At 51.9% G+C, this 23,422-nt stretch carries 26 protein-coding genes; 16 read left to right on the forward strand and 10 right to left on the reverse strand.

Annotation, left to right across the window (positions count from 1 at the left end):
- Positions 1-163 precede the first annotated feature (163 nt).
- From EL386_RS13695 to EL386_RS13705, 3 genes are all read left to right on the forward strand, one after another.
- Positions 164-769, forward strand: a complete 606-nt coding sequence (locus EL386_RS13695; protein WP_126456790.1) for a TetR/AcrR family transcriptional regulator — start codon at positions 164-166, stop codon at positions 767-769.
- Between the two features lie 89 nt (positions 770-858).
- On the forward strand, positions 859-1,431 hold the full coding sequence (locus EL386_RS13700) for a carboxymuconolactone decarboxylase family protein (protein WP_126456791.1): 573 nt from the start codon (positions 859-861) through the stop codon (positions 1,429-1,431).
- A gap of 38 nt (positions 1,432-1,469) precedes the next feature.
- Positions 1,470-2,072, forward strand: coding sequence for a nitroreductase family protein (locus tag EL386_RS13705; protein WP_126456792.1), 603 nt, complete (start codon positions 1,470-1,472; stop codon positions 2,070-2,072).
- Positions 2,073-2,210: 138 nt separating this feature from the next.
- On the opposite strand, the gene EL386_RS13710 is transcribed toward EL386_RS13705, so the two are convergent.
- Together EL386_RS13710 and EL386_RS13715 are read right to left on the reverse strand one after the other, a co-directional pair.
- The gene (locus EL386_RS13710) at positions 2,211-3,131 is read right to left on the reverse strand and encodes a c-type cytochrome (RefSeq protein ID WP_232020207.1); all 921 of its coding nucleotides are present in this window, start codon (positions 3,129-3,131) and stop codon (positions 2,211-2,213) included.
- Positions 3,132-3,149: 18 nt separating this feature from the next.
- Complete coding sequence (locus tag EL386_RS13715; RefSeq protein WP_197722102.1) at positions 3,150-3,785, reverse strand: c-type cytochrome; 636 nt, start codon at positions 3,783-3,785, stop codon at positions 3,150-3,152.
- A gap of 373 nt (positions 3,786-4,158) precedes the next feature.
- Here EL386_RS13715 and EL386_RS13720 point away from each other — a divergent pair, with 373 nt between their 5' ends.
- The 3 genes from EL386_RS13720 to EL386_RS13730 all read left to right on the forward strand — a co-directional run bounded on the left by EL386_RS13720 (position 4,159) and on the right by EL386_RS13730 (position 5,726).
- Entirely contained in the window at positions 4,159-4,587 is a 429-nt protein-coding gene (locus EL386_RS13720; RefSeq protein ID WP_126456794.1) for a desulfoferrodoxin family protein, read from the forward strand.
- Positions 4,588-4,653: 66 nt separating this feature from the next.
- Positions 4,654-5,112 (forward strand): cupredoxin domain-containing protein, encoded by a 459-nt coding sequence (locus EL386_RS13725; RefSeq protein WP_197722103.1) that lies wholly within the window; start codon positions 4,654-4,656, stop codon positions 5,110-5,112.
- Positions 5,113-5,126: 14 nt separating this feature from the next.
- Entirely contained in the window at positions 5,127-5,726 is a 600-nt protein-coding gene (locus EL386_RS13730; RefSeq protein WP_172597734.1) for a c-type cytochrome, read from the forward strand.
- A 19-nt stretch (positions 5,727-5,745) separates the two neighbouring features.
- On the opposite strand, the gene EL386_RS13735 is transcribed toward EL386_RS13730, so the two are convergent.
- Together EL386_RS13735 and EL386_RS13740 are read right to left on the reverse strand one after the other, a co-directional pair.
- Positions 5,746-6,366, reverse strand: coding sequence for a 2OG-Fe(II) oxygenase (locus EL386_RS13735; protein ID WP_172597735.1), 621 nt, complete (start codon positions 6,364-6,366; stop codon positions 5,746-5,748).
- A gap of 295 nt (positions 6,367-6,661) precedes the next feature.
- Positions 6,662-9,337: a nitrate reductase gene (locus EL386_RS13740; RefSeq protein WP_126456797.1), complete on the reverse strand. Its 2,676-nt coding sequence runs from the start codon at positions 9,335-9,337 to the stop codon at positions 6,662-6,664.
- Positions 9,338-9,664: 327 nt separating this feature from the next.
- Between EL386_RS13740 and EL386_RS13745 the strand changes: the two genes are divergently transcribed.
- Positions 9,665-10,051 carry a DUF2784 domain-containing protein gene (locus EL386_RS13745; RefSeq protein WP_126456798.1) on the forward strand — a complete coding sequence of 129 codons (387 nt, stop codon included), beginning with the start codon at positions 9,665-9,667 and terminating at the stop codon, positions 10,049-10,051.
- Positions 10,052-10,096: 45 nt separating this feature from the next.
- Here the strand turns inward: EL386_RS13745 and EL386_RS15720 are convergent, their stop codons facing one another.
- The 5 genes from EL386_RS15720 to EL386_RS13780 all read right to left on the reverse strand — a co-directional run bounded on the left by EL386_RS15720 (position 10,097) and on the right by EL386_RS13780 (position 15,615).
- Positions 10,097-11,659, reverse strand: coding sequence for a YeeE/YedE thiosulfate transporter family protein (locus EL386_RS15720; protein ID WP_197722104.1), 1,563 nt, complete (start codon positions 11,657-11,659; stop codon positions 10,097-10,099).
- A 336-nt stretch (positions 11,660-11,995) separates the two neighbouring features.
- Positions 11,996-13,276: a TRAP transporter large permease gene (locus tag EL386_RS13765; protein ID WP_126456800.1), complete on the reverse strand. Its 1,281-nt coding sequence runs from the start codon at positions 13,274-13,276 to the stop codon at positions 11,996-11,998.
- Complete coding sequence (locus EL386_RS13770; RefSeq protein WP_126456801.1) at positions 13,273-13,785, reverse strand: TRAP transporter small permease; 513 nt, start codon at positions 13,783-13,785, stop codon at positions 13,273-13,275. The genes EL386_RS13765 and EL386_RS13770 overlap by 4 nt, the downstream gene beginning before the upstream one ends.
- Positions 13,751-14,752 carry a TRAP transporter substrate-binding protein gene (locus tag EL386_RS13775; RefSeq protein ID WP_126456802.1) on the reverse strand — a complete coding sequence of 334 codons (1,002 nt, stop codon included), beginning with the start codon at positions 14,750-14,752 and terminating at the stop codon, positions 13,751-13,753. The genes EL386_RS13770 and EL386_RS13775 overlap by 35 nt, the downstream gene beginning before the upstream one ends.
- A complete protein-coding gene (locus tag EL386_RS13780; RefSeq protein ID WP_197722105.1) occupies positions 14,752-15,615 on the reverse strand; it encodes a TRAP transporter TatT component family protein in 864 nt (287 codons plus the stop codon). The genes EL386_RS13775 and EL386_RS13780 overlap by 1 nt, the downstream gene beginning before the upstream one ends.
- 140 nt (positions 15,616-15,755) lie before the next feature.
- Here EL386_RS13780 and EL386_RS13785 point away from each other — a divergent pair, with 140 nt between their 5' ends.
- Positions 15,756-16,352: a hypothetical protein gene (locus tag EL386_RS13785; protein ID WP_126456803.1), complete on the forward strand. Its 597-nt coding sequence runs from the start codon at positions 15,756-15,758 to the stop codon at positions 16,350-16,352.
- The gene (locus EL386_RS13790) at positions 16,349-16,897 is read left to right on the forward strand and encodes a TlpA disulfide reductase family protein (protein WP_172597736.1); all 549 of its coding nucleotides are present in this window, start codon (positions 16,349-16,351) and stop codon (positions 16,895-16,897) included. The genes EL386_RS13785 and EL386_RS13790 overlap by 4 nt, the downstream gene beginning before the upstream one ends.
- 37 nt (positions 16,898-16,934) lie before the next feature.
- Here EL386_RS13790 and EL386_RS13795 read toward each other — a convergent pair whose 3' ends face one another.
- Positions 16,935-17,825, reverse strand: coding sequence for an amidohydrolase family protein (locus EL386_RS13795; RefSeq protein ID WP_126456805.1), 891 nt, complete (start codon positions 17,823-17,825; stop codon positions 16,935-16,937).
- A gap of 129 nt (positions 17,826-17,954) precedes the next feature.
- Here EL386_RS13795 and EL386_RS13800 point away from each other — a divergent pair, with 129 nt between their 5' ends.
- The 7 genes from EL386_RS13800 (at position 17,955) to EL386_RS13830 (ending at position 23,386) form a co-directional block, all read left to right on the forward strand.
- On the forward strand, positions 17,955-18,740 hold the full coding sequence (locus tag EL386_RS13800) for a sulfite exporter TauE/SafE family protein (RefSeq protein WP_232020208.1): 786 nt from the start codon (positions 17,955-17,957) through the stop codon (positions 18,738-18,740).
- Positions 18,741-18,988: 248 nt separating this feature from the next.
- Entirely contained in the window at positions 18,989-19,255 is a 267-nt protein-coding gene (gene bufA2 / locus EL386_RS13805; RefSeq protein ID WP_126456806.1) for a BufA2 family periplasmic bufferin-type metallophore, read from the forward strand.
- 75 nt (positions 19,256-19,330) lie between these two features.
- Positions 19,331-20,206 carry an MNIO family bufferin maturase gene (gene bufB, locus EL386_RS13810; RefSeq protein ID WP_126456807.1) on the forward strand — a complete coding sequence of 292 codons (876 nt, stop codon included), beginning with the start codon at positions 19,331-19,333 and terminating at the stop codon, positions 20,204-20,206.
- Positions 20,194-21,000, forward strand: coding sequence for an HvfC/BufC N-terminal domain-containing protein (locus tag EL386_RS13815; RefSeq protein ID WP_126456808.1), 807 nt, complete (start codon positions 20,194-20,196; stop codon positions 20,998-21,000). Before bufB ends, EL386_RS13815 begins: the two co-directional genes overlap by 13 nt.
- Before the next feature lie 285 nt (positions 21,001-21,285).
- On the forward strand, positions 21,286-21,582 hold the full coding sequence (locus tag EL386_RS13820) for a hypothetical protein (protein WP_126456809.1): 297 nt from the start codon (positions 21,286-21,288) through the stop codon (positions 21,580-21,582).
- Between the two features lie 59 nt (positions 21,583-21,641).
- On the forward strand, positions 21,642-21,869 hold the full coding sequence (locus EL386_RS13825; RefSeq protein WP_126456810.1) for a hypothetical protein: 228 nt from the start codon (positions 21,642-21,644) through the stop codon (positions 21,867-21,869).
- Between the two features lie 32 nt (positions 21,870-21,901).
- Positions 21,902-23,386 (forward strand): MbnB/TglH/ChrH family RiPP precursor modification enzyme, encoded by a 1,485-nt coding sequence (locus EL386_RS13830; protein ID WP_126456811.1) that lies wholly within the window; start codon positions 21,902-21,904, stop codon positions 23,384-23,386.
- The last annotated feature ends 36 nt before the right edge of the window (positions 23,387-23,422 follow it).

Here is a 23,422-nt window from a genome sequence, read left to right on the forward strand (position 1 = left end):
CCCTGGGGCAGGGCAGTGTCAGCCCCTTATCGGCGTCGATCAGCCTCACTGCGCTGACCTGGCAGCGACTGATTGGTATTTTGTCATACCGCCCTAAGCCCAAATTTTAGTTTGCTCCGAATATCGCACTTGACTTGACCGACCGGTCTACTATAATGCGGTTATGAGTCCAGAACCTGACACACAACAGCGAATTCTCGATGCCGCCCGTGACCTGATCTTCACACGCAGTTATGCCGATGTTGGAGTCGCGGCCATCTGTGATGAGGCCGGCGTAAAAAAGGGTAGCTTTTATCACTTTTTCCCCAGCAAGCAGGCCCTTTCACTTGCCGTTATCGATGAGTATTCTGCCGATTTTAAAGATAATATTATCAACATGGCATTCGATACAGGCCTTTCGCCGATGGCTCGCATAGGCCGTCTCTGTGAGCTCCTGTACGAGTTTCAGAAACAGATGTTTGATGCCAGTGGGCACTTGCCGGGCTGTGCGTTTGGGAACCTGGCCGTTGAGTTATCCACCCAGAATGAGCCCATTCGGCAAAAGGTGGCCTCCGTGTTTACGCGCACCGAACAGGTCCTCGCCGATACCCTGCAAGAGGCCATCAAACAGGGCGAAATCGGTCCGATTAATGTCACTGCCACGGCACAGGCGATGCTCGCCTACATTGAGGGCATCCTCTTGCTTGCCAAGACGCGTAATGACCCTGCCGTGATCAAAGAACTCGCCCAGGCCATTACAAACATCCAGATACCGTTACAAAAGACATAAACGCAACCCGGATGCGTCGAATAGACTTTTCTTCGCGTCTTTACCGACCGGTCTACTACTGGTCATATTATTGTAAAAGGAGAACGACAATGAGCACTCTGAGCCAAGAAGTCATGAACGAAAAACCCCTGCTTATCCCTGCCGCCCCGGCGGGCGAGGAACAGCGTGTCAGCACGATCCTGGATATGGCCAAGGAGCACCTCGGTTTCATACCCGACGGCCTGCGCCTGTACAGTATCAGCCCGCCACTGCTGGAAACCTTTTTTACCAATGTCGGCTATTTCCGCAGCGGCACCCGCTTGTCACCCGTGTTAACGACAATGATTCGTTACCTCGTATCTTCTGAGGCAAAGTGCCAGTTCTGTATTGATATGAACGAGGGCTTTCTTGATCATATGGGTGTTGACCTGGATCGCGCGCGCCAGGCAAGAGACAATCCTGCCGTAGCACCTGTCGAGGATAAGGAGCGGGTATTACTCGATATTGCCCTGCGTTCGGTCAGTGACCCGCAGAGTGTCAATCATGCCGACATGGATGCCGCCCATGCGCAGGGCTGGGGTGATCGTGAGATATTTGATGCCGTTGCCCAGGCAACCAATAATCGTGCGTTCAATAACCTGTTACGCACTTTCAACGTCGAGCAACAAGGTGTATTTGCCTGAGTCAGGCGTAACCGCACGATGCAAAAAAGGAGTAAAGCATGAAGGTCAGTGAAGCTGTACGTTCACGTCGCGCTTATAAGTGGTATGACCCAAGTCACAGCATGCCTGAGGAGACTTTCAGGAAGTTGATGGAGCATGCAATTTTGTCACCGACGGCATTTAATATCCAGAACTGGCGGTTTGTACGCATTACCGATCCCGGGAAGCGCAAAGCCATTCGTAAGGCGGCCTGGGACCAGGCACAGATAACGGATGCCTCTGAGTTACTGGTATTGTGTTTTGACCGCAAGGCCTGGGAGCATGACCCACAGCGTTACTGGGTCAATGCCCCGCAGGAGGTACAGGATTTCCTGCTGCCGGCTCTCGGTGACTACTACCGTGACAAACCACAAATAGAACGTGATGAAGGTATGCGTTCTTGCGGGATTGTGGCACAGACCATCATGTTAATGGCAAAAGAACTTGGCTATGACACCTGCCCGATGGATGGGTTTGATTATGCTGAGGTTGGTAAGATCATACGCCTGCCGACAGAACATGAAATTGCCTTCATGATTGCTATCGGCAAACCTGTCAAGGAGGTCTGGCCAAAACCCGGACAGTTACCGCTTGACGAGGTGATGATCGTAAACAACTTCTGAACAGCCATTCCCGCAGCCAAGGACGGCATTTTTTATTCTTGTAATAAAGCTGGGTGGTACTTTAATAATAATCTCCCCGGAAACATTCCGGCGACCCGTTAAGCGTTGCGTGATTTACGCTACGCCGCCGATAAATACCTATTGTGTGCCTTGCCCAAGCAGCGCTCCATCCACCTTTTTGCCATAAAAGCACTGGTGTTTGTGATAAGTACTGGCCGTTTCTGTCATGTTGCCGTTGAAGCGCGGGTCCTTGGGCCGCTCATGGGCATTCATAAAGGCCGCTACATCCCATGCCTCCTGATCCGTCAAACTGTTGGGCTTACCCAACGGCATATTTGCCTTGATGAAACCGGCCGCTGTATTAACACGGTGCATTCCTGCCCCCCAGTTGAATGACCCCTTGCCCCACAAGGGCGGAAAGATATAGACCCCGGCGGTCTTGGTGCCCTGTCCCTTGTCACCATGACAGATGACACAGTTGGCCTCAAATATCTTCTTGCCTCGGCCCACACTGGGTTCTTTGGCGGCCTTGGACAGCTTTGGGTAACCTCGTCCGGGTAAGGCCTTACCCACCGGGGCACCGGTGGCCAGCCAGTAATGATACGTCACCAGGGCAGTCAGTTCCTTACTGCCAGACGGTGGCGGTGTGCCATTCATGCTATAGGTAAAACAACCCTGAATACGCTCCTCGATGGTATTCACATGATCATTCTTCTTGCGGTAGGCCGGGTACATCGTATAAGCGGCCCATAGCGGTGCAGAATCCGCCTTGCGGCCACTATCCAGGTGACAGTTGACACAATTCATATCGTTACCCACATATTTATTCCGCAACTTCTGGGTATTCACAAACAGCGATTTACCGTAACGGACTGCCTCACCGAACTGGTTGTCAGGGATATCCGCCTCACTGAGTGGCGTAAAACCTATCGGCCCTTTGGGGGCAGCGGGCAGTTCTACCTGGTAATCCTTTTCTAGCGCAAACACGCTGCTCGCCCCAAGTAACATTGCCAGCAACCCTGCCAGAGATAGCCCTTTCCACGTTATGTACGTCATCATTATCGGCTCCTTGTGCCTTTATTGTCTGCTGGCGGGCAGGCTGGCCAGATAGGCACTGACGGCCATGGTTTCCGCCTCGCTCAAGCGCTCGGCCACCCCCTGCATCAACTGGTTGGGGTCATTCTTGCGTTGGCCGGACTTCCATGCCTGAATTTGCTGCGAGATATAACTCGTCGGCTGCCCCGCCAGGGCCGGAAAATGTTCACCAACCCCATAGGCCTGCGGACCATGACAGGCAAAGCAGGCGGGGATATTCTTGTCCCAATTGCCATTTTTCGCCAAGTGCTCTCCCTTTTTCAGCAGGGCCTTATCCGCTGGTGATGGAGAACTACCGCCAGGGATGGGTAGTCTTGCAAAGTAGCTTGCAACTGCGGTCATTTCGTTTTTCGACAAGGCCTTGGCCACCGGCGCCATGATCGGGTTTTGCCGAGCACCACTGGTGAAGGACTCCATCTGTTTGAGTAAATAGTTTTCATTTAAGCCCGCCAGGCGAGGAAAACCTGCCTGAGCCTGGCCACCGCCATCCACACCGTGACAGGCGATGCATGCGGTGGCGCCTTTGCCATTGCCCTGCATCGCGATTTTTTTCCCGAGTTCATCTGCTGCCACCGGGTTAGCAAACAGGCCCAATCCGGTGAAAAGAAAAATCATCATTTGCCTATTCATCCACATGGGTTTTCTCCTTGCTGAACACACCGATCCCTTACCTTCCACATAAGCAACCCCTTTCATGTGTAGTCATATTTTAAAACATTGCCTCATCATAAACCTGTTTCTTAAGTACTTATAGGGGCTTGATGACATGGCATTAATCTCAGGAAAAGCGGGGATACAGGCACTACCTGCCAATCTATTATAAGCCAGTCTGGTTACCTGCCACTCACCAAGCACCCCTGTGGCCCGAAAACCCTATGCCATTTAAAAATCCCCTTAACGGGAATAAATCTTCTCCCTGGTTCGACATATATCAACAAGCTTCTGAGCCAGTTTATTGGAAGCATCAATAACCATGAACAGGAGGCAACCCATGGACAGACGTTCGTTTATTCGTATTGGTATGGCAGGTGCGGCAACAGGCATTATTGCACCGGAAATCGTCCTGGCCGGTTCGCAGGGAAAGAATATAAGCAGTAGTGATATGGCGGGGGGGTTGTTCTACACCAAGGAATCACCGGGGCGTTGGGCCAAAAAGGCCGGCTCGCACTCACCTATTCTTGAAAAGACCGATGCTGGAGTACGCATTGTAACCGGTCACCCCATGAAATCAAACGATCACTGGATTATTAAGCACGTGCTGCTGGATAGTGATTTTAAATTTATTGCTGAAAACATCTTTGACCCAAACAAGGACAAGGCGGCTATCTCCAACTTCGCCCTGTCTGGTCAGACCAGCGTGGTGTATGGCTTAAGTGTGTGTAACCTGCACGACACCTGGCTGACTGTGCTTGAGGTCTGACCACGACTAATGGGGGACCTCTGTGTTCCCCATTGTTTTTCATTTCAAGCATCAAAGGGGGCCATTATGCGCCTGAAAACTACTATAACGCACCTGATGCCGGCCTTGTGGCTGACCTTCCCCGTCTCTGGATTTACTGCCGGGGATATGACTGCGAAACAGGCCATTGAGGTCGTCGTCAACCTGGGCAACAAGGATAATCAATTGCGCTTTTATCCGTCCAGCCTGCAGTTCGAAACCGGCAAACTATACAAACTCGTCATTAAGAACCCCAGTAATCAAAAACATTATTTCACTGCTGAGGACATGTCCCGGGCTGTATTTACACGAAAGGTGCAGGTCGTCAGTCAGGCAAACGAGACCATTGCTGAGGTCAAGGGGCATATCAGTGAAATAGAAGTTTACCCGGGTGGTACGGCAGAATGGTGGTTCGTGCCTGTTAAGACACTTAAATCCTCCAGGCTTCATTGTACGATAAAAGGTCACGCAGAAGCCGGCATGCAAGGGAATATCAGCATCAAATGATCGGCGGGATTTACATGCGATTTATAATTCTATCCCTGTTGCTGCTCGTAATTTCCGACATAGCAGTTGCTGGTGGTGACCCGGTGGCGGGCAAAGACAAGGTCATTCTCTGTATAGGCTGTCACGGCATCGATGGCAACAGCAGCAGCTCTCTTTTTCCGAAACTGGCCGGACAGGTTGAGTCTTATCTCGCCAAACAGATTAATGATTTCAAAACGGGTGCCCGCAACGAAGAACACATGACTTCAATGGTTGAGACGATCGACGTATCTGACATCCCCGATATTGCGGCCTACTTCTCCAGCCAAAAACGTAAGCGTGTCGGTGTCGTAAATAACGGCACATATCCTGGCAAGCGGCTTTACCATACGGGCATAAAGAACAGGGGTGTTGCCGCCTGTGCCAGCTGTCATGGCATAACAGCGTTGGGAAATCCGACCGTGAAGTACCCGGCGCTGGCTGGGCAGCATAGAGAATATATAAACAAGGCGTTAAAAGATTTTCGCAGTGGTGAGCGTAGTAATGACCCGCAAAGCTTAATGCGCAATATTGCTGCCAAACTCAGTGATAGGGGAATAGAGATGCTCTCCCATTACATTGAGACCCTGCATTAGTTTCACAGCGTTTTCACTATTATTCAGAATAATTCAACCAGCCGGTGATGATGTATTTATCCTGGGTCATAGAGGCAATGCCGTGGTGGGTATGCGTGAAATCCGTGGGCCATATCAGGGTACGTCCCTTACGTGCCTCCTTGGTCAGATTCTGGTAGGTAAAATGCGTGCCGCCCCCCTCTGTTACATCATTCAGGTATGTCATCCAGACCAGCATACGGGTAGTCGTTTGAAAATTCGCCCGTTCATAATGTGGCAAAAAGTATCCTCCTCCCGGCATGTAGTGTTGAATAATCGGCGATTCCACCAGTGAAAACTGCCCGGAGTTATTGAGTGAAGGGTAACTCGAAAAGTACTTATCTACACATTCTTTGAGGGCATTATAGTAGTCGGGAATCTTAAATTTTATTTGCATATCATCCGGGACCATGATCAGGCCTAAATCCCATGAGTCTTTCAACTCAGGATTGACGCCATAGCCATGCTCCCCACCGACCTGACCGCGCCTGACAAGACCATTTATTTTTGACTTCTTAAACAGACTGACCAAACTGTCGCATATTTCAGTGTCTATATTGAATTCACCAATAAATTGATCAACACAGGTCTCGGCCCAGATATCAGCTTGCCTTGTCTCCATTTCTATATAACCTCCATTATCACAAAGTAGTAGACGCTGGTTGTGCAACATAATTCCCTAAAAATAACAAATAAGGTCATCACGAACGGGTTTGGGGTGGGAATATTATTTACTATCAGGAATAAGGCGGCCAAGGCCTATTCGGTTCGCCCAGAGAATCCCTGCCGCAGCCTCCATGATGTGCAGGCTGTGTCTGTAAACTAAAAGGGGTTCTGGGCAGTAGTGGGAGAAATTCTGCGATAAGGCCCGAGGCTTTATGTGTATTCCGATCTATTCATTCAGCCATAAAATTCTTTTATTTCAGTAATTCTGCCAATTCCGGTTTGCATGAGCCGCAATTGGTACCTGCTCGTAATTGTTCACCAATCTCCTCAACACTTCGCAGACCTTTTTCGTCGATGGTCTTGCGGAGTGTTTTTTCGCCGACGTTAAAACAGGCACAGACGATTCGACCGGTATCCGCTTGCTCATGCGGCGCCTCTCCCCTTAGCAGGTTGGCACGTTCTTCAGAGCTAATAGTGTCTTTCTGAAACAGGCTGATCAACCAGTCACGGGGGGGGAGGACATGACTGCTGAAGATGAAAATACAGCTATCGAGTCGGTCATTGATAATTCGCGCTGCGCGATAATGATTTTTTGCCTTATCGTAGAATTCCACCCAGCTTTCATCCTCGCCGGGCTGGTTAAGCAGGGCATGGGCGTGCTCAGACCAGTCTTCCGGCAGGTCTTCGCCAGCGAGCTCGTAGCGCCAGAAACCCTTACCCCGTGAACGTGCCCAGTACTTGGCATACTTCAAGGCCGGTTTACGCCGTGCAATAATAAAACCGTACCAACGGGCCTTGCAGGGTTTTATCCTGACGACACTGTGCTTGAACTCCGGTTGGCCGGAGATAGGATCGAGCACGGCCCTGATAAGACTGCCAACAGCCGCCTGGCTGCTGAATTGCTGGTTCCAGTGTATGGGTACAAACAGGCTGCCACGTTGTTGTTTATCACTGAGCCGCGCTCGCACATAGATCGATGTCGCCAGTGGGCTGACCAGTTCGACCAATTCGGCGTCATCAATGGCGTGACTGCGGGCGTCATCAGGGTGGATCTCAACGTAAGATTCTATCGTGTGCGCCGATAATCGTGGCGACATCCCGGTACGTGTCATGGTGTGCCAGTGATCACGTACCCGCCCGGTATTGAGGACAAAGGGATATTCATCAGTCGGCACAGTCGCCGGTGGCCGTGGCTCTACTGCGATAAAACATGCCTTCTTATCCGCGGTATTGAAACGCCCATCCGTATACAGCCGTGCCCTACCCTGCGGGTCCTGCTTTGTAATCGGCCACTGTATTGGTGCAAGCGCATCGTATTGCTGATTGGTGATATCGGCGAGGCCACTGATATCAAACAAACGCGAATGATCGTTCTCGAAACCGGAGAGACGTGCATGTTCGCGGAAAATATCCGCAGACCGGGTATAAGGGAACGCCTCGGCAAATCCCATTCTTTTGGCTACCTCGGTAATAATCCACCAGTCGGGTTTTGCCATCCCCGGTGCCTGCAGGAACGATCGTTGCCGGGAGATGCAGCGTTCTGAATTCGTTACCGTACCGTCCCTTTCGCCCCAGGTCGTGGCGGGCAGGCGGATATGGGCCAGTTGGGCGGTGTCTGTTTTGCGCACGCAGTCGGAAACCACCACCAACTCGCATTTCTCCAGCGCTGCCTTTACCTTGTCGGCTTCCGGTAAACTCACCACCGGGTTGGTGGCGATAATCCATACCGCCTTTACCTTACCGACATGAATCGCGTTAAACAAGTCTATGGCCTTGTGACCTTCCTTGTCAGCGATTTGCGGTGACTGCCAGAATCGTTTTACCCGCTCACGGTCGCCTTCATTCGTAAGCTCCATGTGTGCCGCAAGCTGGTTTGCCAGGCCACCGACTTCTCGCCCGCCCATGGCATTCGGTTGCCCGGTCAGAGAGAAGGGTCCCATCCCCGGGCGGCCGATACGACCGGTAAACAGGTGACAATTGATAATACTATTGACCTTATCGACGCCACTACTGGACTGGTTAATACCTTGTGAAAATACAGTTACGCTACGCTCGGTACGCGCAAATAAACGGTAAAACTTTTTCACCTCATCCACCGCAAGGTCACACTTTTCTGCTACCACTTCAATAGAAGGTGCAGTGTCCTTCGCCATCTTCATGGCGGCTTCCAGCCCATTGGTGAAATGACTCGTGAACAGGGCATTGTGCTCGCCCGCTGAATCCAGCCAGGCCAACAGGCCATTAAACAGTATACTGTCCGTACCCGGCCGAAGGGCCAGGTGCAGATCGGCAATACTCGAGGTTTGTGTTTGCCGCGGGTCAATATTCACCACCAGTAGATCCGGATTGTCCTTTTTCGCCCGTACAATGCGCTGGTATATCACCGGATGACACCAGGCAGTATTACTGCCCGTCAATACGATTAACTTGGCACGCTCCAGATCGTCGTAGCAACCCGGCACAACATCTTCACCAAAGGCACGTTTATTGGCGGCGACGACGGATGACATACACAGGCGTGAGTTGGTATCGATATTGGCAGAGCCAATAAAGCCCTTCATTAACTTATTGGCGACGTAATAGTCTTCCGTCAATAACTGGCCAGAAACATAAAATGCCACCGCATCGGGACCATGTTCAGCAATGATCTCCTGGAAACGCCCCGCCACTGTCGACAGCGCCTGCTCCCAGCTGACTTGCTCATCGAGTATTTCCGGATATAAAAGCCGCTCATCCAGGTAAACCGTTTCGCTCAGGGCCGTGCCCTTGGAACAAAGTCGCCCGAAGTTGGCCGGATGTGTCTCGTCACCCTTGACCGTTACGATACCCCGGTCATTCATTTGTGCGAGCACACCACAACCTACACCGCAGTAGGGGCAGGTTGTTCTGGTCAGAGGTCCTTGCTGGTTCGCTTTATTATCGGACATAAAATTTTATGCCTACACGCATAAATAATAATAGTTACTAATATACTAATATTCCACAGTGACGCAAGGCCCATCCCCACTACCCCCGGACCAGCCATGTTCTGTAACCCTTTATTATAACCATGTACTATATATGGCTATATAAATAGCCTGCGCCCGTTAAGTGCCCATATCCACTCGGATGCATGGAACAAAAAAGGATTTTCTCCCGATGGGTATTTTTTAGCCGTCAATAACCAGACAGACCGCGGCAATACGGCCCATTATTCGCATTCAAGGGGGTCATGCGAGCATAATCAGCAGCCTATACCCAGGGGGAAATAGCCCGTGCTCTATTCACTTGCCGCCGATGTCCTGCTTGTTGTGCATTTTTTATTTATCGGTTTCGTCGTGCTCGGCGGTCTGCTGCTACTGAAGTGGCGCCGGCTGATTTTCCTGCACCTGCCGGCGGCAACATGGGGGGCACTGATCGAGTTCCGTGGCTGGCGCTGCCCGCTCACCCCCTGGGAGATACAATTTCGTCGTGCCGCTGGCGAGGCCGGCTATGACACGGGCTTTCTCGAACACTACCTGATGCCCCTGATCTACCCAGCCAACCTCAACTATGACATGCAGATCGTACTCGGCAGTTTCGTCATCATCATCAACCTGCTTATCTATGGCTGGCTGGGGCTGCGAGGCAGACAGGATAAAGGGGTAAAAAAGGCCCGGTGACAAACCGCCATGCTGGGATTTATCACCGGGCCCTACACCGCCTATTCAGGCACTGGCGGGTTCAGGTACATTCACCCCACCAATATTGCCGCCTTCTTGTCTACCCTTTTCATCAATTTCATTTTGGACGTCTTCGGTATTTCTATGCACGAGGCTGCTTGTCGATGCGCCGGTATTCCTTGCGCCAACCTTAATCATATAGATGAGACCGAACAACAGTACTACCCACCACAAAGCAAGCACGGCTTTCTGCCCGGCAATACTATTTGGAAATATATAGTCATACCATTTATAGGTTTCGATCATCAGCGATGCAGACAGGAACTCTTTGTGTGCCGCATAGTTTAATGTGAAGGGTAAGTAACCCACTGCAAAGCCCATAAAACCAACTAGTGTGTTGAGATAGCCCATGCCAATTCGCATATAAGAACGAATTTCACAACCGATGAGCATCACCGCGCCAAGGCCCAGCAAAACGCCGCCAATCAGGTTTCCTGCGGTGGTCTGGAATTTCAGTGCGCCGGAAAACCCCGGGGCAACATCGAACAAAATCCAGGCAAACACAACAAAGCCGAGCATGACCACCCAGTGCGCCATCAACCCAATCATGGGTAAGTAGCTACGCATCAGCGTGCGGGTAATGCGAGGCACGCCCATTTTGGCATAGAAGCTGTCGTGTTTTTTCATCATGCCGCCGGCCTCCCATGAGACCAACGCACACTCTGTGCCCATACCACTCTTGGCCAAACCAATGCCACCGATGATGCCGGCAATCAGGGTCAAAATAACAAAATACCAGCCCTTGTCAGCCACCGATTTACCAAATGCCGCCAGTTCACCATTTTTTAAATGTTGCAGACTTTCGGGGTTATAGATACCTCCATACACCGCGATGCCGACAAAGAGCACGGCGAATATAAACCCGACCCAATAAAGCGGGTTACTTGTACCGGATTTCCCCTGTGGGCAAGTGGCCGCCTCCCCAGCATCATTTCCACATACATAGGAACGGGTCTCCTGATGCTTGAAATAGGAGGCCATGCCCGCCCGCCCAAGAACATAAAAGCCCACCGCGCCGCCAATTGCCATGAAAAATACCGTCACAAACGAATGAATATTCATTAATGGGATACCGCCCATTAAGTGGTTCAGGGTGCAACCACCAGCGAGTCGCGTGCCATAACTGAAAAGCATACCGCCGATAAAGGAGATCAGGAGCACCTTGGGCGGATAATACACCCAGGCCCGACTTTCCTTTTCCATTCGTGTGACTAACCAGCCACCGAGGATCATGCCGACAATTGGCCAGCCTATGCCCGGAATAAATGCACCACCGGCTGCCGCCACACCATCAATGGCCTTTCCATAAAGCTGAAAATCAGGTAGGTCAAAGATACGATAGAATGTGACCTCCATGCTGCGAAACATCTTTCCAAGGTCGGTAGTCACCGTAATGGGTGTCAACGTGGCAGTCTTCCCCGCCTGTGCCTTTTCGACCCATAAACCGATCATATAGATGACTTGCGCGACACCGAACGTGATGCCAGCCCAGAAGAATGACCATTGGACCCTGCTGTAGCGTTTTAAAAAACTGGTATCTTCATTCATTGCTCAATCTCCCAATATGGTTAAGATTTCATTGCTAACAAATTAAAGTGCCATTATCTACGTCAGTGAAGACTATTTACGCCAATTTGATACAAGCTAGCCAGAACACGTAATATAAATTAACCAGGGCGTGATTGGGAAATAGCTAATAATTTTTATTAGTGATTACAAATCCCCGTGTCTTCGTTTTTTATTTACACATCACACTGCTGCTATTATTTTTAATTTTAAGGCATCTATGGCTATGCCCCGAGCATTCAGTAGCAGGTTAATCTTTTTATACCTTACAATCAGGCCGGACCGTTCCAATATGACTATTTCCCGCCTTGAAGTCAATTACCCCAGGCTTGGCAGGCTAAGCGACAAGCCCGGCCAGTAGGTAATCATCAATACGGCCAGCAATAATATAATGAAAAACGGCAGCGTTGCACGGTATAGCTGCATAACCGGTTTTTTGAATCGGTAACTGGCAATAAACAGGTTCATGCCCACCGGCGGGGTGAAATAGCCTATCTGCATATTGGCCAGGAAAATAATCCCCAGATGCACCGGGTGGATGTTGTAACCCGTCGCGATCGGTAACAACAACGGCACCATGATGACCAGTGCCGAGAAGATATCCAGCATCGTCCCCAGCACCAGCAGGAAAATGTTCAGCAGGATCAAAAAGGTCAGCCTGTCACTGATATGTGACTGGATCATGGCAAACAATTTGGCTGGCACCCCGGCATCGATCAGGTAATTGGTCGATGCCAGCGACAGACCGAGAATAATCAGGATGGCACCGACCAGCACCATGGCATCTCTCATAACGCCGGGCAGTTTTCTCAACGAGACTTCACGATAAATGCCGACCTCGACAATCAATACATAAAGCGCCGTGACAGCGGCTGCCTCGGATACCGCGAAATAGCCCGTGTAGATACCGCCGAGCACAATAAACGGCAAGGGGATTTCCCACCTGGCCTCCCACAGCGCCGCGCCGGCCTCAGTCCGTGAAAAGGCCCGCAGGGGCTGGCCACGGTTGACCCACACGACCCAGACCGATAACAGTGCCAACATCAGCAGCCCTGGCAGGACCCCTGCCAGGAACATGTCATCGACCGTAACCGGTTCACCGACACCGAGTTGCTGTGCGATCACCGCATACAGGATCAACGGCACCGACGGCGCAAACAACAGGCCAAGACTACCGGAGGTCGTAACCAGTCCAAGGTTGAAGTTTTCCCCGTAACCGGCCTGCGCCATGGCCGGTACCAGCAAGGCGCCCAGGGCCACAATCGTCACGCCCGAGGCGCCGGTAAACGCTGTAAAAAAGGCACAGGCCAGCAAGGCAACAATCGCCAACCCGCCTGGCATCCAGCCAAGCAGTGCCTGAGTCAGGTGCACCAGCCGCACCGCCGCCCGGCTTTCACTGAGCAGGTAACCGGCAAAGGTAAACAATGGTATGGCAAGCAGGATGGGCATTTCGGCGAGACGGTAAAACTCGATGACCACCGCCGTCAGATCAATCCCCGAACGATAGAAACCCAGCAGCGCTGCCGCGGCGATAATCGCAAACAGCGGGGTGCGCAATAACGCCAACACTATCAGTCCGAGGCTGGTCAGGGTCGTCATGGCTGCCCCCACACACCAGCGACACAACGCACTGCGTAGCGCAGGCTCATCACGGCAAAGCCGACAGGGATAATCAATTCAAACCACCAGGCCGGCAACCCGGAAAAGGCAATAATACCGGCTGCCTGGTCCTGCATGACAAAACGTGCGCCCTCATAGGTCAGCAGGGCACAGACACACAGGGTGAAAACATTAGCAAGCAGCCCGCTAATACGCTTGATGCGTGCCGACAGGTAGCGGCTAAGAATATCGATACTGATGTGGTTGTCCTTGCGCGTGGCAACCATCGCCCCGAGCAGACCAACCCATAAGACCAGTATGCGCAGCAGTGGTTCACCCCAGACAAAACCCGTATCCCAGGCATTGCGTAACAAAATCTGCATTGTCGCAATAATGATCATGACCGCCAGCAAAAACACCAGCAAGCCGTCTTCGACTACGTTCGTGTAGTGCAACAGACGCCGCAGGAAACTCTTATTTTGTTTTGCTGATTCCTTGCCGGTAGTCATGCAGATGATTCCTGAGTGTATGTAACATGGCCTCGGAAAAATGTCCCTGCCTGGTCAGGTCAGTCATGGCCTGGGAAACCTTGTCATTCCATTCTTGCCGACTCTTGGTCTCCGGCGTAATAAACTGAATACCCTGATTCTTAAGCGCCTCGCGCGCGGCGTCATTATCCTTACGATTTTGTTCACTAATCTTATTAAACGTATTACTCATTACCTCATATACGACCTTCTGATCGGCCGCCGAGAGTTTTTCAAATGTCTGGCGTTTCACCACAAGTGTCGCATAGAGATAAAGTAGCGGAATATCCGCCAGGTATTTAACTCGTGTATGCCATTGCAGGGCGATCGCACCAATAGGTGATGAACCAACTGTATTAATCAGCCCGGTCTGCAGGCCGGTCAACACATCGATGAGAGGCAAGGGTATCGGTGACACCCCAATCGCCTCAAACGCCGCACGGCTGATGCGGTCCCCTTGTGGCGACCAGACCTTCTGGTTTTTCAGATCGTCAATAGACGCAATCGGGTTACTCGACATCAGGTAGGCAAAACCACCCCCACTCAGACCAAAACTAATAAAACCTTTTTGTTTCAGGCCCTCGATGATCTGGCTATCCATATGCTGACGAACATAGTCCACTTCCGCATAGGAATTGAAGGCGAACGGGATGTTGTAGATCTGACTGTCGGCATATATCTCCGCCACACCACCACCTGTCAGGGCGCCGCCGTGTAACTGGCCAATGCGAATCTTGCGCAGCACAGTTGTATCGTTGCCCATGACCCCACCGGGATAAAACTGGAATTCCACCCTGCCGTCGGTGCGCTGTGCGATTTCTCTTGCCCCCTCACGCACGCTCTTCATCCAACTGGTACCATCCGGGAAAATAGTCGCGATCTTGAACGTCTGCGCCTGTACTGATACAGACAGACCTAACAGACATAAAAGAGACAGTAATCGCCGCATCAGAAATACTCCGTGGCAGATTCCAGTAACTGCCGTGCCTGTTGTTGTGCCAGTACATTGCTCAGGGTCAGGCCGGGGAGCTTTGGATCCGTCTCGAGAACCTCGTTTAATAACCTGTCATGCAGTTTCCGGTCGAACACCAGCCGCGCATAACGACGCGCCAGTTCCACCTTGGCGATCAGGTTCCTGCCAGCGGACAGACTGATAGCCCGTTCGAAATGTGCACGCCCCTGCTCCGGTTTGCCGCCCATACTGGCAGGCAAGCGGGTCTGCAAGACACCTAGGTATACATGCGCCTGACCATGCTCGTAATTTTCATCAAGTGCAACGATACGTTTCATCATCGCCTCGATCTTCGGCAGGTCAGCGATCGCGTTCCAGTCCTCATTATTTGCCAGCACCCAGCCCGCCCAGGTCGTTGCATAGGTATAGAGCATATCAATATCAGCCTTCTGCAGAGTATTGATCACCGCAACAAACCTGTCGAAGCCGTTTTGACCCGTCTCGCACAGTTCTTCCCGAACCAGGCAAATAGCCTGCTGCGCATAGTCACGTGCACGTGCGGATAACAGCTTTGCACGTGCCTTATCCTGAACGAATATGGACGAGTAAGTCCCGTAAAGTCGGGCACCGGCTATCAACAACTCCCGGTCGTTCGGCTGGCTCTGGATCTTACCATCGATGATCAACATATAGGCGGGGGCACCGGCCATGACAATAGCCGGGTCATCCTGGTTCATAATGCCCTTTTGCAGGTCACGTACCAGGTCCCCGGCGATCATAGAGGCACAGCCAGACAACATGCCAATTAGCATACCGAGCAAGCTGTAGCGAAGAAATGTGATACCTGTCTGGTCGTTCACGATGCCCGTTTGTCTTTTTCCATGAAAGGCAGCCTAAGGATAACCCATCTGGCGAATGGACTCTAATGAATTGGGGTCTATCTATTATTATTTCCCTATGACTATATAATGTCTAAAATCGGAACTCGAGCACCCAGCTTATGCTTTACCGCTGCCTGTTACTGGCATTACTGGTATTACCGACAATCGCCCGGGCTGGCACGGTTACGACTGGCATCGATGAGCAGGCGCGGCTTCCCTATTGGCAATACCAGGATGAGGGACTCTCGATTCGCTTTGTGCAGCGCCTCCCCGATCAAACGCGCGGCTATTTTCTGGCACGCGGGTTTTCAGCCGAGCATGCCGAATTGATTGCACAAAGCTGTGTCTTTCAGACAGTATTCAAGAACATTTCCGACAAGGGCAGGCCTGCGGCCATCCGCTACCAGCTGATGGATTGGGTGGTCTCCCATCGTGGCAGGGAGGCTGTGATGAAGACCCGTGAGGACTGGGCCAAACAATGGCAACAATTAGCCGTTCCCGCACCGGCAAGGCTGGCATTTGAATGGAGCCTGCTCCCGACCATGCAGACATACCAGCCCGGCGACTATAATTGGGGGATGTCGATATTTAACCTGGCACCCGCCAGTCCATTCACGCTGAAGCTGACTTGGCAACAATTCGATACACGACACAACGTAGTGATCCCTGGTATGCAATGTGCTGCCGATATTCATGCTGGCCCGGAGGCACAATGAAACTGAGACGAGATTTTCTTCCACACGGGCTTTGGCTGTTGCTGTTATGCCAGTCGTCCTTACTGTTCGCAGACAAACCCTCACTGCCGCCGGTCGCCAGGCCCTTTAGTGCTTATAATTTTAGTGTAATGGATATGGATGGCAAGTGGCACCGCTTGTCAGATTATCGGGGCAAGATAGTGGTACTGAATTTCTGGGCCACCTGGTGCCCGCCGTGTCGTGAGGAAATGCCCTCGATGGATCGGGCCCACAAAAAGCTCATCCATGATGATATCGTCATCCTGGCAATAAACGTCGGCGAGGATGAAGACACCATTTTTAAATTTACCGGAGATTACCCGGTCGATTTTCCCTTGCTGCTGGACCGAGACGGTGAGGTGATTAAACGCTATCCGGTTATGGGACTGCCGACGACGTATATCATCAGTACAGAAGGTCAGGTCACCCATCGTGCCGTTGGTGGCCGTGCATGGGATGATGAGCAACTGCTGAACGAATTACGTCACATGCAGAAAAAGTCCACTGGCAAACCGTTAATACAATAACAACCCGGTAAGAATCTGTCGTATCAGTATATTTATATTATTCTTTAAACAGCTCGACCGCGTTCTGGTAACGTACCTTCTCCGCGAGTTCGGGCGGTAAGGTCTTTAACCAGCGACGGTGATAGGCATAGACTTCATCCACTGTTTGCCAGCCGGTATCGGCCGAATGCCATGAATCAATCTCAGAGACCGGCCAGATCGGGTCACTGCCGATCATGAACCGGTTCGGGTAGGCTTGCATCAGCGCCAACCAGCCTTCACGCAAGCGTCCATCTTCATGCGCAACCGGCACACCACTGACGCTTTTCAGATGGTCACGCGCGGAGAACTCTACCCAGACATTGTCGCACTGTGACAGCAGCTTGCCGACGCCGTCCGCCTGCAGGCCACCGGCATGGGCCCAGATGAAGCGCGTCCTCGTGTGTTTGCTACAGATGCGTCGCATGTATTCAAAGCTCGAGGCATTCGTATGCAGGTTGACGGGGGCATTGAAATCGGCGGCGATTTGCAGAATGCTATTAAAAACCTCACTGTCCATGCGTGGACCGATACCATCCGAAACATGTAGCTCACCAACCCCCCGATACCTGCCACTGGCCAGTGCCTCACGTACCGCCCTGGGCGCCTGCTTGTTCAGAAACCAGCTGGCCTTAAGAAAGGGCTGCAAATAAGGCTGGTAGAAGTGCACGAGTTGTACGTTATCCGTGCTATGCAGGTCGAGTACCAGTTCCGGTGGCGTACCGAAGACCACGGCCAGGGTGACGTCATTACGTTGCAGGGCCTCGACTGCCTGTTGTGGCGAGGTCACCTCAATCTGGCTCCATTTATAGTGCACATGCACATCTGCCAGCGGCGGCAACGAACCGGCCAAGGTGCTGCCGATATTCGCTGCCAGTATAAAACATGAAATAATAGAAATTTTTGTCAAATGCCCAGTGCCTTTATTGTTGACTTGATTTTTTCTGTGTGTTTCTAATTATCTTCCCTGGTTTGGCAACCTGCAACCTGACTGCTTGATGGAACAGGCACATACTAATTCTTGTCATAAGGATCGTTCTTGGATATTTTAATACTGTTTAGCATGGGTGCCATTGCCGGCACGCTCGCCGGCTTGTTGGGAATAGGTGGCGGTATTATTATCGTGCCGGTACTCGCATTGGTGTTTAGTGCCCAGGGCGTTAATGTCGATGTTTTAATGCACGTTTCTATTGGCACATCACTTGCCACTATTGTCATCACATCTATTTCATCCATACGCGCGCACCAACAACACCAGGCCATTCAGTGGGCGGTGTTTCGTCGGATTACCCCAGGGGTATTATTCGGTGCGCTACTGGGGGCCCTGTTGGCAAAATTTATTTCTGGCGATAATCTGCAGGTTATTTTTGGTGTGTTTATGTTGTTTGTTGCGGCACAAATGATCTTTGGCAACACCACCGAGCCACATCGTCAATTACCCAAAACCCTGGGTATGTTTATGGCCGGTACGTCAATTGGTACTATATCCTCCCTGATGGGTGTGGGTGGCGGCTCTATGAGTGTGCCATTCCTAACCTGGTGCAATATCGCCATACGTAATGCGGTCGCTACCTCTTCTGCCATTGGTCTGCCTATCGCTATCGCGGGGGTAAGCGGCTTTATATTGACCGGCTGGGGCGTAGAACATCGGCCACTATGGAGCCTGGGATTTGTGAATATCCCGGCATTCTTTAGTATTGTCGTCGCGAGCACCTTGTTTGCACCAGTGGGTGCACGACTTACACACCGTATTCCACCACGTCGCCTGCGCCTGTTCTTCGGTTTTTTCCTGTTGATCTTAAGTGTCAAATTTCTTTATGTATAAATAAGGTCTTGGCACAATCGGCCTGTCCATTCGCATGACCCAGTGTATCCCCTGTTAATTTGTGGGCTATCTAGTAGTGCCCCGTATTGTCACTTTTATATTAGCCCTTCATTATATTCTACGAGTACATTATTTTTGGGAACAAAATCCAAGTGTAATAGTCTATAGTCCTTGTCTGGATTTATGCCAGACAACACCATAGCGAATTATAATTAATATTAATAAGATATCTTAAAGGAGAAATAACGATGAATGGGAAAAAAACTACTGGAGCTGCCCTGGCCATTGCCGCCGCCGCCATGTTTGCCGCCGCCCCCATGTCAGCAATGGCTGGAAGCGACAAGGGTAGCAGTGATGCCAAGGTCCATTGTTATGGGGTAAACAAGTGTAAGGGTCATAACGACTGCAAGACCGACAAAAATGCCTGTAAGGGCCATGCAAGCTGCAAGGGTGAAGGTTTTGTTGGTATGTCCAAGCATGCCTGTGATGAAATCGGTGGTAAGGTCGGTAAGTAAGTCCGGCTGAAATAGAGGGGCGGGCAGGATGCCCGCCCCTTTTTTTCCCAATTAACTAAAATAATAATGACGGTTATGAACGTTGAGCAGCCAAATATACCCGAACACCCGACTTCGCGGCCCTATCTGGGCTACGGCCTGGGCCTGCGCACCGAATATTACGACACGATCCTCGAACAACAACCGAACGTCGACTGGCTCGAGATCATTTCCGAGAACTACATGGTCGATGGCGGCAAGGCATTGCACTATCTGGACCGCTTCCGCGAGCGTTATCCCATCGTTATGCACGGGGTCAGCCTGTCCATCGGCAGCACCGACCCGCTGGACCAGGATTATCTGCGCCGCCTGAAGGGCCTCGTCGAGCGCATCAATCCGGTATGGCTATCGGACCACCTGTGCTGGACCGGACAGGGTGGCCACAACGTCCATGACCTGTTGCCACTGCCGTATAACACCCCGGCCGTCAGTCACCTCGTCGACCGTATCAAGCAGGTGCAGGACTTTCTCGGCCGCCAGATCCTCATGGAGAACGTCTCCAGTTATGTCACCTACACCCACTCGCAAATGAGCGAATGGGAGTTTTACTCCACCATCGTCGAGCAGGCCGACTGCCTGATGTTACTGGATATCAATAATATTTATGTCAGCGCCGTCAATCACGGTTTTGCGCCCCTCGATTACCTTAACGGCGTGCCACGGGAACGGGTGCAACAGATCCACCTTGCCGGCCATACCGACTATGGTGATTTTATTGTCGACACCCATGACCACCCCGTCGTCGATCCGGTATGGGACCTGTATGCCCGGGCCGTTGAACGCTTCGGCGCGATATCGACCATGATCGAACGCGATGACAACTTCCCCCCCTTCGACGAACTCATGGCCGAACTTGACCAGGCCCGCGCCATCGGTGACCACGTCCTCGGCAAGCAGCAATGCACAGCCTGAAGGATCTGAGGGGTCTACAGGCCGCCTTCAAGCGCCACCTGTTCAACGGCGACAATGATATCGTCGGGCATATCGTGAGCATGGAAAACGCCAACAACGAACAGCGCCTGAACACCTATACCAATGCCTACTATGGCCGTCTGGTCGAGACCCTGACGGGGGATTACCCGGCCGTGCGGGCCCTGCTGGGTGAGGAGGCGTTCACCGTCCTGTGCCACGACTATATTCAGGCCCACCCCTCCACGCATTATTCACTACGCTGGTTTGGCCGGCACCTGCCGGCCTTCCTGGCCGAGGCCGCGGACAGCCGGGGGCGGCCCTTTCTGGCCGAGCTGGCCAACCTGGAATGGGCCTTTATCAATGCCTTTGATGCAGCCGATGCCGAGGTGCTGGATGAAGGCGCAGTCACGACCATCGCCGCCGAGGCCTGGCCCGGGATCACTATCACCTTCCATCCCTCCCTCCAGCTCGTCGACTATGACTGGAACATCCTCGACCTGTGGCGCACGGTACGCGACGAGGAAACCATCCCACCGCCCGAGGCACTGCGTGAAACGTCAACGTGCCTCATCTGGCGTCAAGGTCTTACCACGCGCTATCGCATCCTTGAGGCCGATGAGGCCGAGGCCCTCAAGGCCGCCCGGCAAGGCGCAGGGTTCGCCGAGCTGTGTGAGATCGTGACGCGGGTCTTACCGGCCGCCGAGGATGAAAACGGGCAACTCGAGATCGCACTGCGTAGCGCCGGTCTGCTGAAGACCTGGTTGGCAGAGGGGATGGTCGTGGGTCTGAACTAATGACTAATAAATAATCACCCCGCAGAAAGCATCCGTTATTATTGTTTGTGCATTAGTTAAATCAGAGCACAAGGCGTTGCAGTAACACAACTCCTCCGCGAGCTCGGCCATCAAGGTCTTTAATTTGTGTCCAATCATGGATTGGAAAGTACTATTTTATAATATTAGAAACCATTACTCCCTGATCCATTTTCCCCGACGCCGCCGGTTCACCAGCAGAAAACCCCTTGACTTCACACCTACTCGTAACCGAGTATATTTACCGTACCAGTACGGTACATGTGGATGGATATCACAAACCTGATCATGGAGGAAACACCTATGGACCCAAGTCTCAAAGGCTCTGTCTCTATTGGTACCTGGCCGACACCAGAGCGCACTATCCGTGTATCCCTACCCGGCAAAATAGCCTACGACCTGAATGCCTTTCAGAAGGCACAAGCCACGATACTTGATCGGCTTGGCTGTACTGCATGCTGTTCCGGATGGGATATTCGTTTCGACATCGTCAGAAATTTTGCTGTTGATGAAAACCTGCATATCCAGGACCTGGTATCAGGTGTTGTCGTTACTGAAGGTTAAAACAGGATCACTGTCACCATCAATCTAATGTAATTTGCTTTTTCATGGAGGAAATATTCATGGCTAAAACACTTCACCAATCCGTAGCCATCGACACAGTGCCACTTCCTGAGCGAACAGTACGCGTTAGTTTACCCGCCTCAGTGGCTTATGATCTTAATCGTTTCCAGAAAGTCCAGGCCACGATTCTCGATAAGCTTGGCTGTACCGCATGCTGCTCTGGATGGGATATCCGTTTTGATATCATTAGATCATTCGAATTCGATGAAAAGCTCAATCTCAGGTAACTCGTCAAGCAACGTCTATTGAGTTTTTACTGATGACGCGGACACTGCCCGAACTCGGTGTCGGTATCGTCTATATTCCCGGACTCGAGCCTTTGCTCGAGCCCGGATCCACCTGCGTTGACTTCCTCGAAATAGAGCCACAAACACTCTGGCAGTATCAGCCCGGCGGTGAACTATCGTATGTCCTTCCTGATTACACCTTGCGTCACCTTCAGGCCTTGCCTCAGCGCAAGCTTGTGCACAGTGTCGGCAATGCACTGGGCGGCACCCATCAACCCGACACGGCATTTGCCGCGGCGCTTGCGGCTACTATCCAGACACTCGATGCACCCTGGGCAAGCGAACACCTGAGTATCACCCAGGTCAGCAGCGCCCAGGCAGGCTTTCATACGAGTTTCATGCTGCCATCACTGCAAACACCTGAGGGCGTCAATGTTGCAGCAGCAACGATACGCCGTCTCAGTGAGCAGCTACCCGTGCCATTAGCGGTTGAAACCGGCGTTAATTACCTGCAACCACGCGCTGACGATATGCCAGATGGTGAGTTTTTTGCCGCCGCGGTTGAGGCGGCAGACTGTGGCATAGTACTCGATTTACATAACATCTGGACCAATGAGCAAAACGGCCGACAGTCTGCAAGGGATTTTCTCGCCAGCATTCCGCTTGAGCGTGTCTGGGAAGTACATCTGGGTGGCGGTTTTGAGCACGAGGGTTACTGGCTCGATGCACATTCAGGTGCCGTACCCGGACCGGTACTGGCCCTCACTGAAGAGATATTGCCATACCTGCCTCATGTCAAAGCCATTACCTACGAAATCTTCCCGGCCTTTATTCCGCTGTTCGGCCTCGAGGCAATTCAAGCCCAGCTGCAGGACATTCATTCACTCTGGTCAACGCGTCATACCTCAACGCCGCCACCCGCATATATTCGCACAGCTGCTACGCATGTCGTCTCCACTCCCCAACATAAAGCTAACCCCATTACACCGGTCCTATGGGAACAGACCCTCGGTGAACTAGTGACACATGGAGAGATAACCGGGCCTTTGGCAGAACAACTACGCCAGGACCCGGGCATTGAACTGATGCAAAAATTAATCTGGAAATTTCGGGCCGGTGCCATTGTCAAAAACCTCGGCACGTTGACCCGGTTGATCATGATCCATGCCGGTGATAGCCATCTCGAGACATTGCTTGATGGTTATTTCAGACAAACCAAGCCGCGAGCCTTCGCCTCCGAAGAGTGCAATGGTTTTCTGTGTTATTTACACAAGGCCGCCTTAACCGTTCCCTACCTGGAGGATATCATCCGCTTTGAAGAAGCCTCAATGCAGGCGTTGGCTACCCAGGAAAATCAATACATCCACTTCCGCTACGATCCGCGCGCCTTATTGGAGGCCATCCTCAGGGGTGAGCTCCCCGATCACCTGGAAAGCGGTGCCTATGAGCTTGAAATCCCACCACCGGCAATAGCCGAGGTTGACGCCATGCATCAGGGAAAAGTGCCCAGGGAATAAACGTACTCTTCCTTTATTCTGATAGGCGATAAAAAT

Source organism: Sulfuriflexus mobilis (genome assembly GCF_003967195.1).
GTDB lineage: Bacteria > Pseudomonadota > Gammaproteobacteria > AKS1 > AKS1 > Sulfuriflexus > Sulfuriflexus mobilis.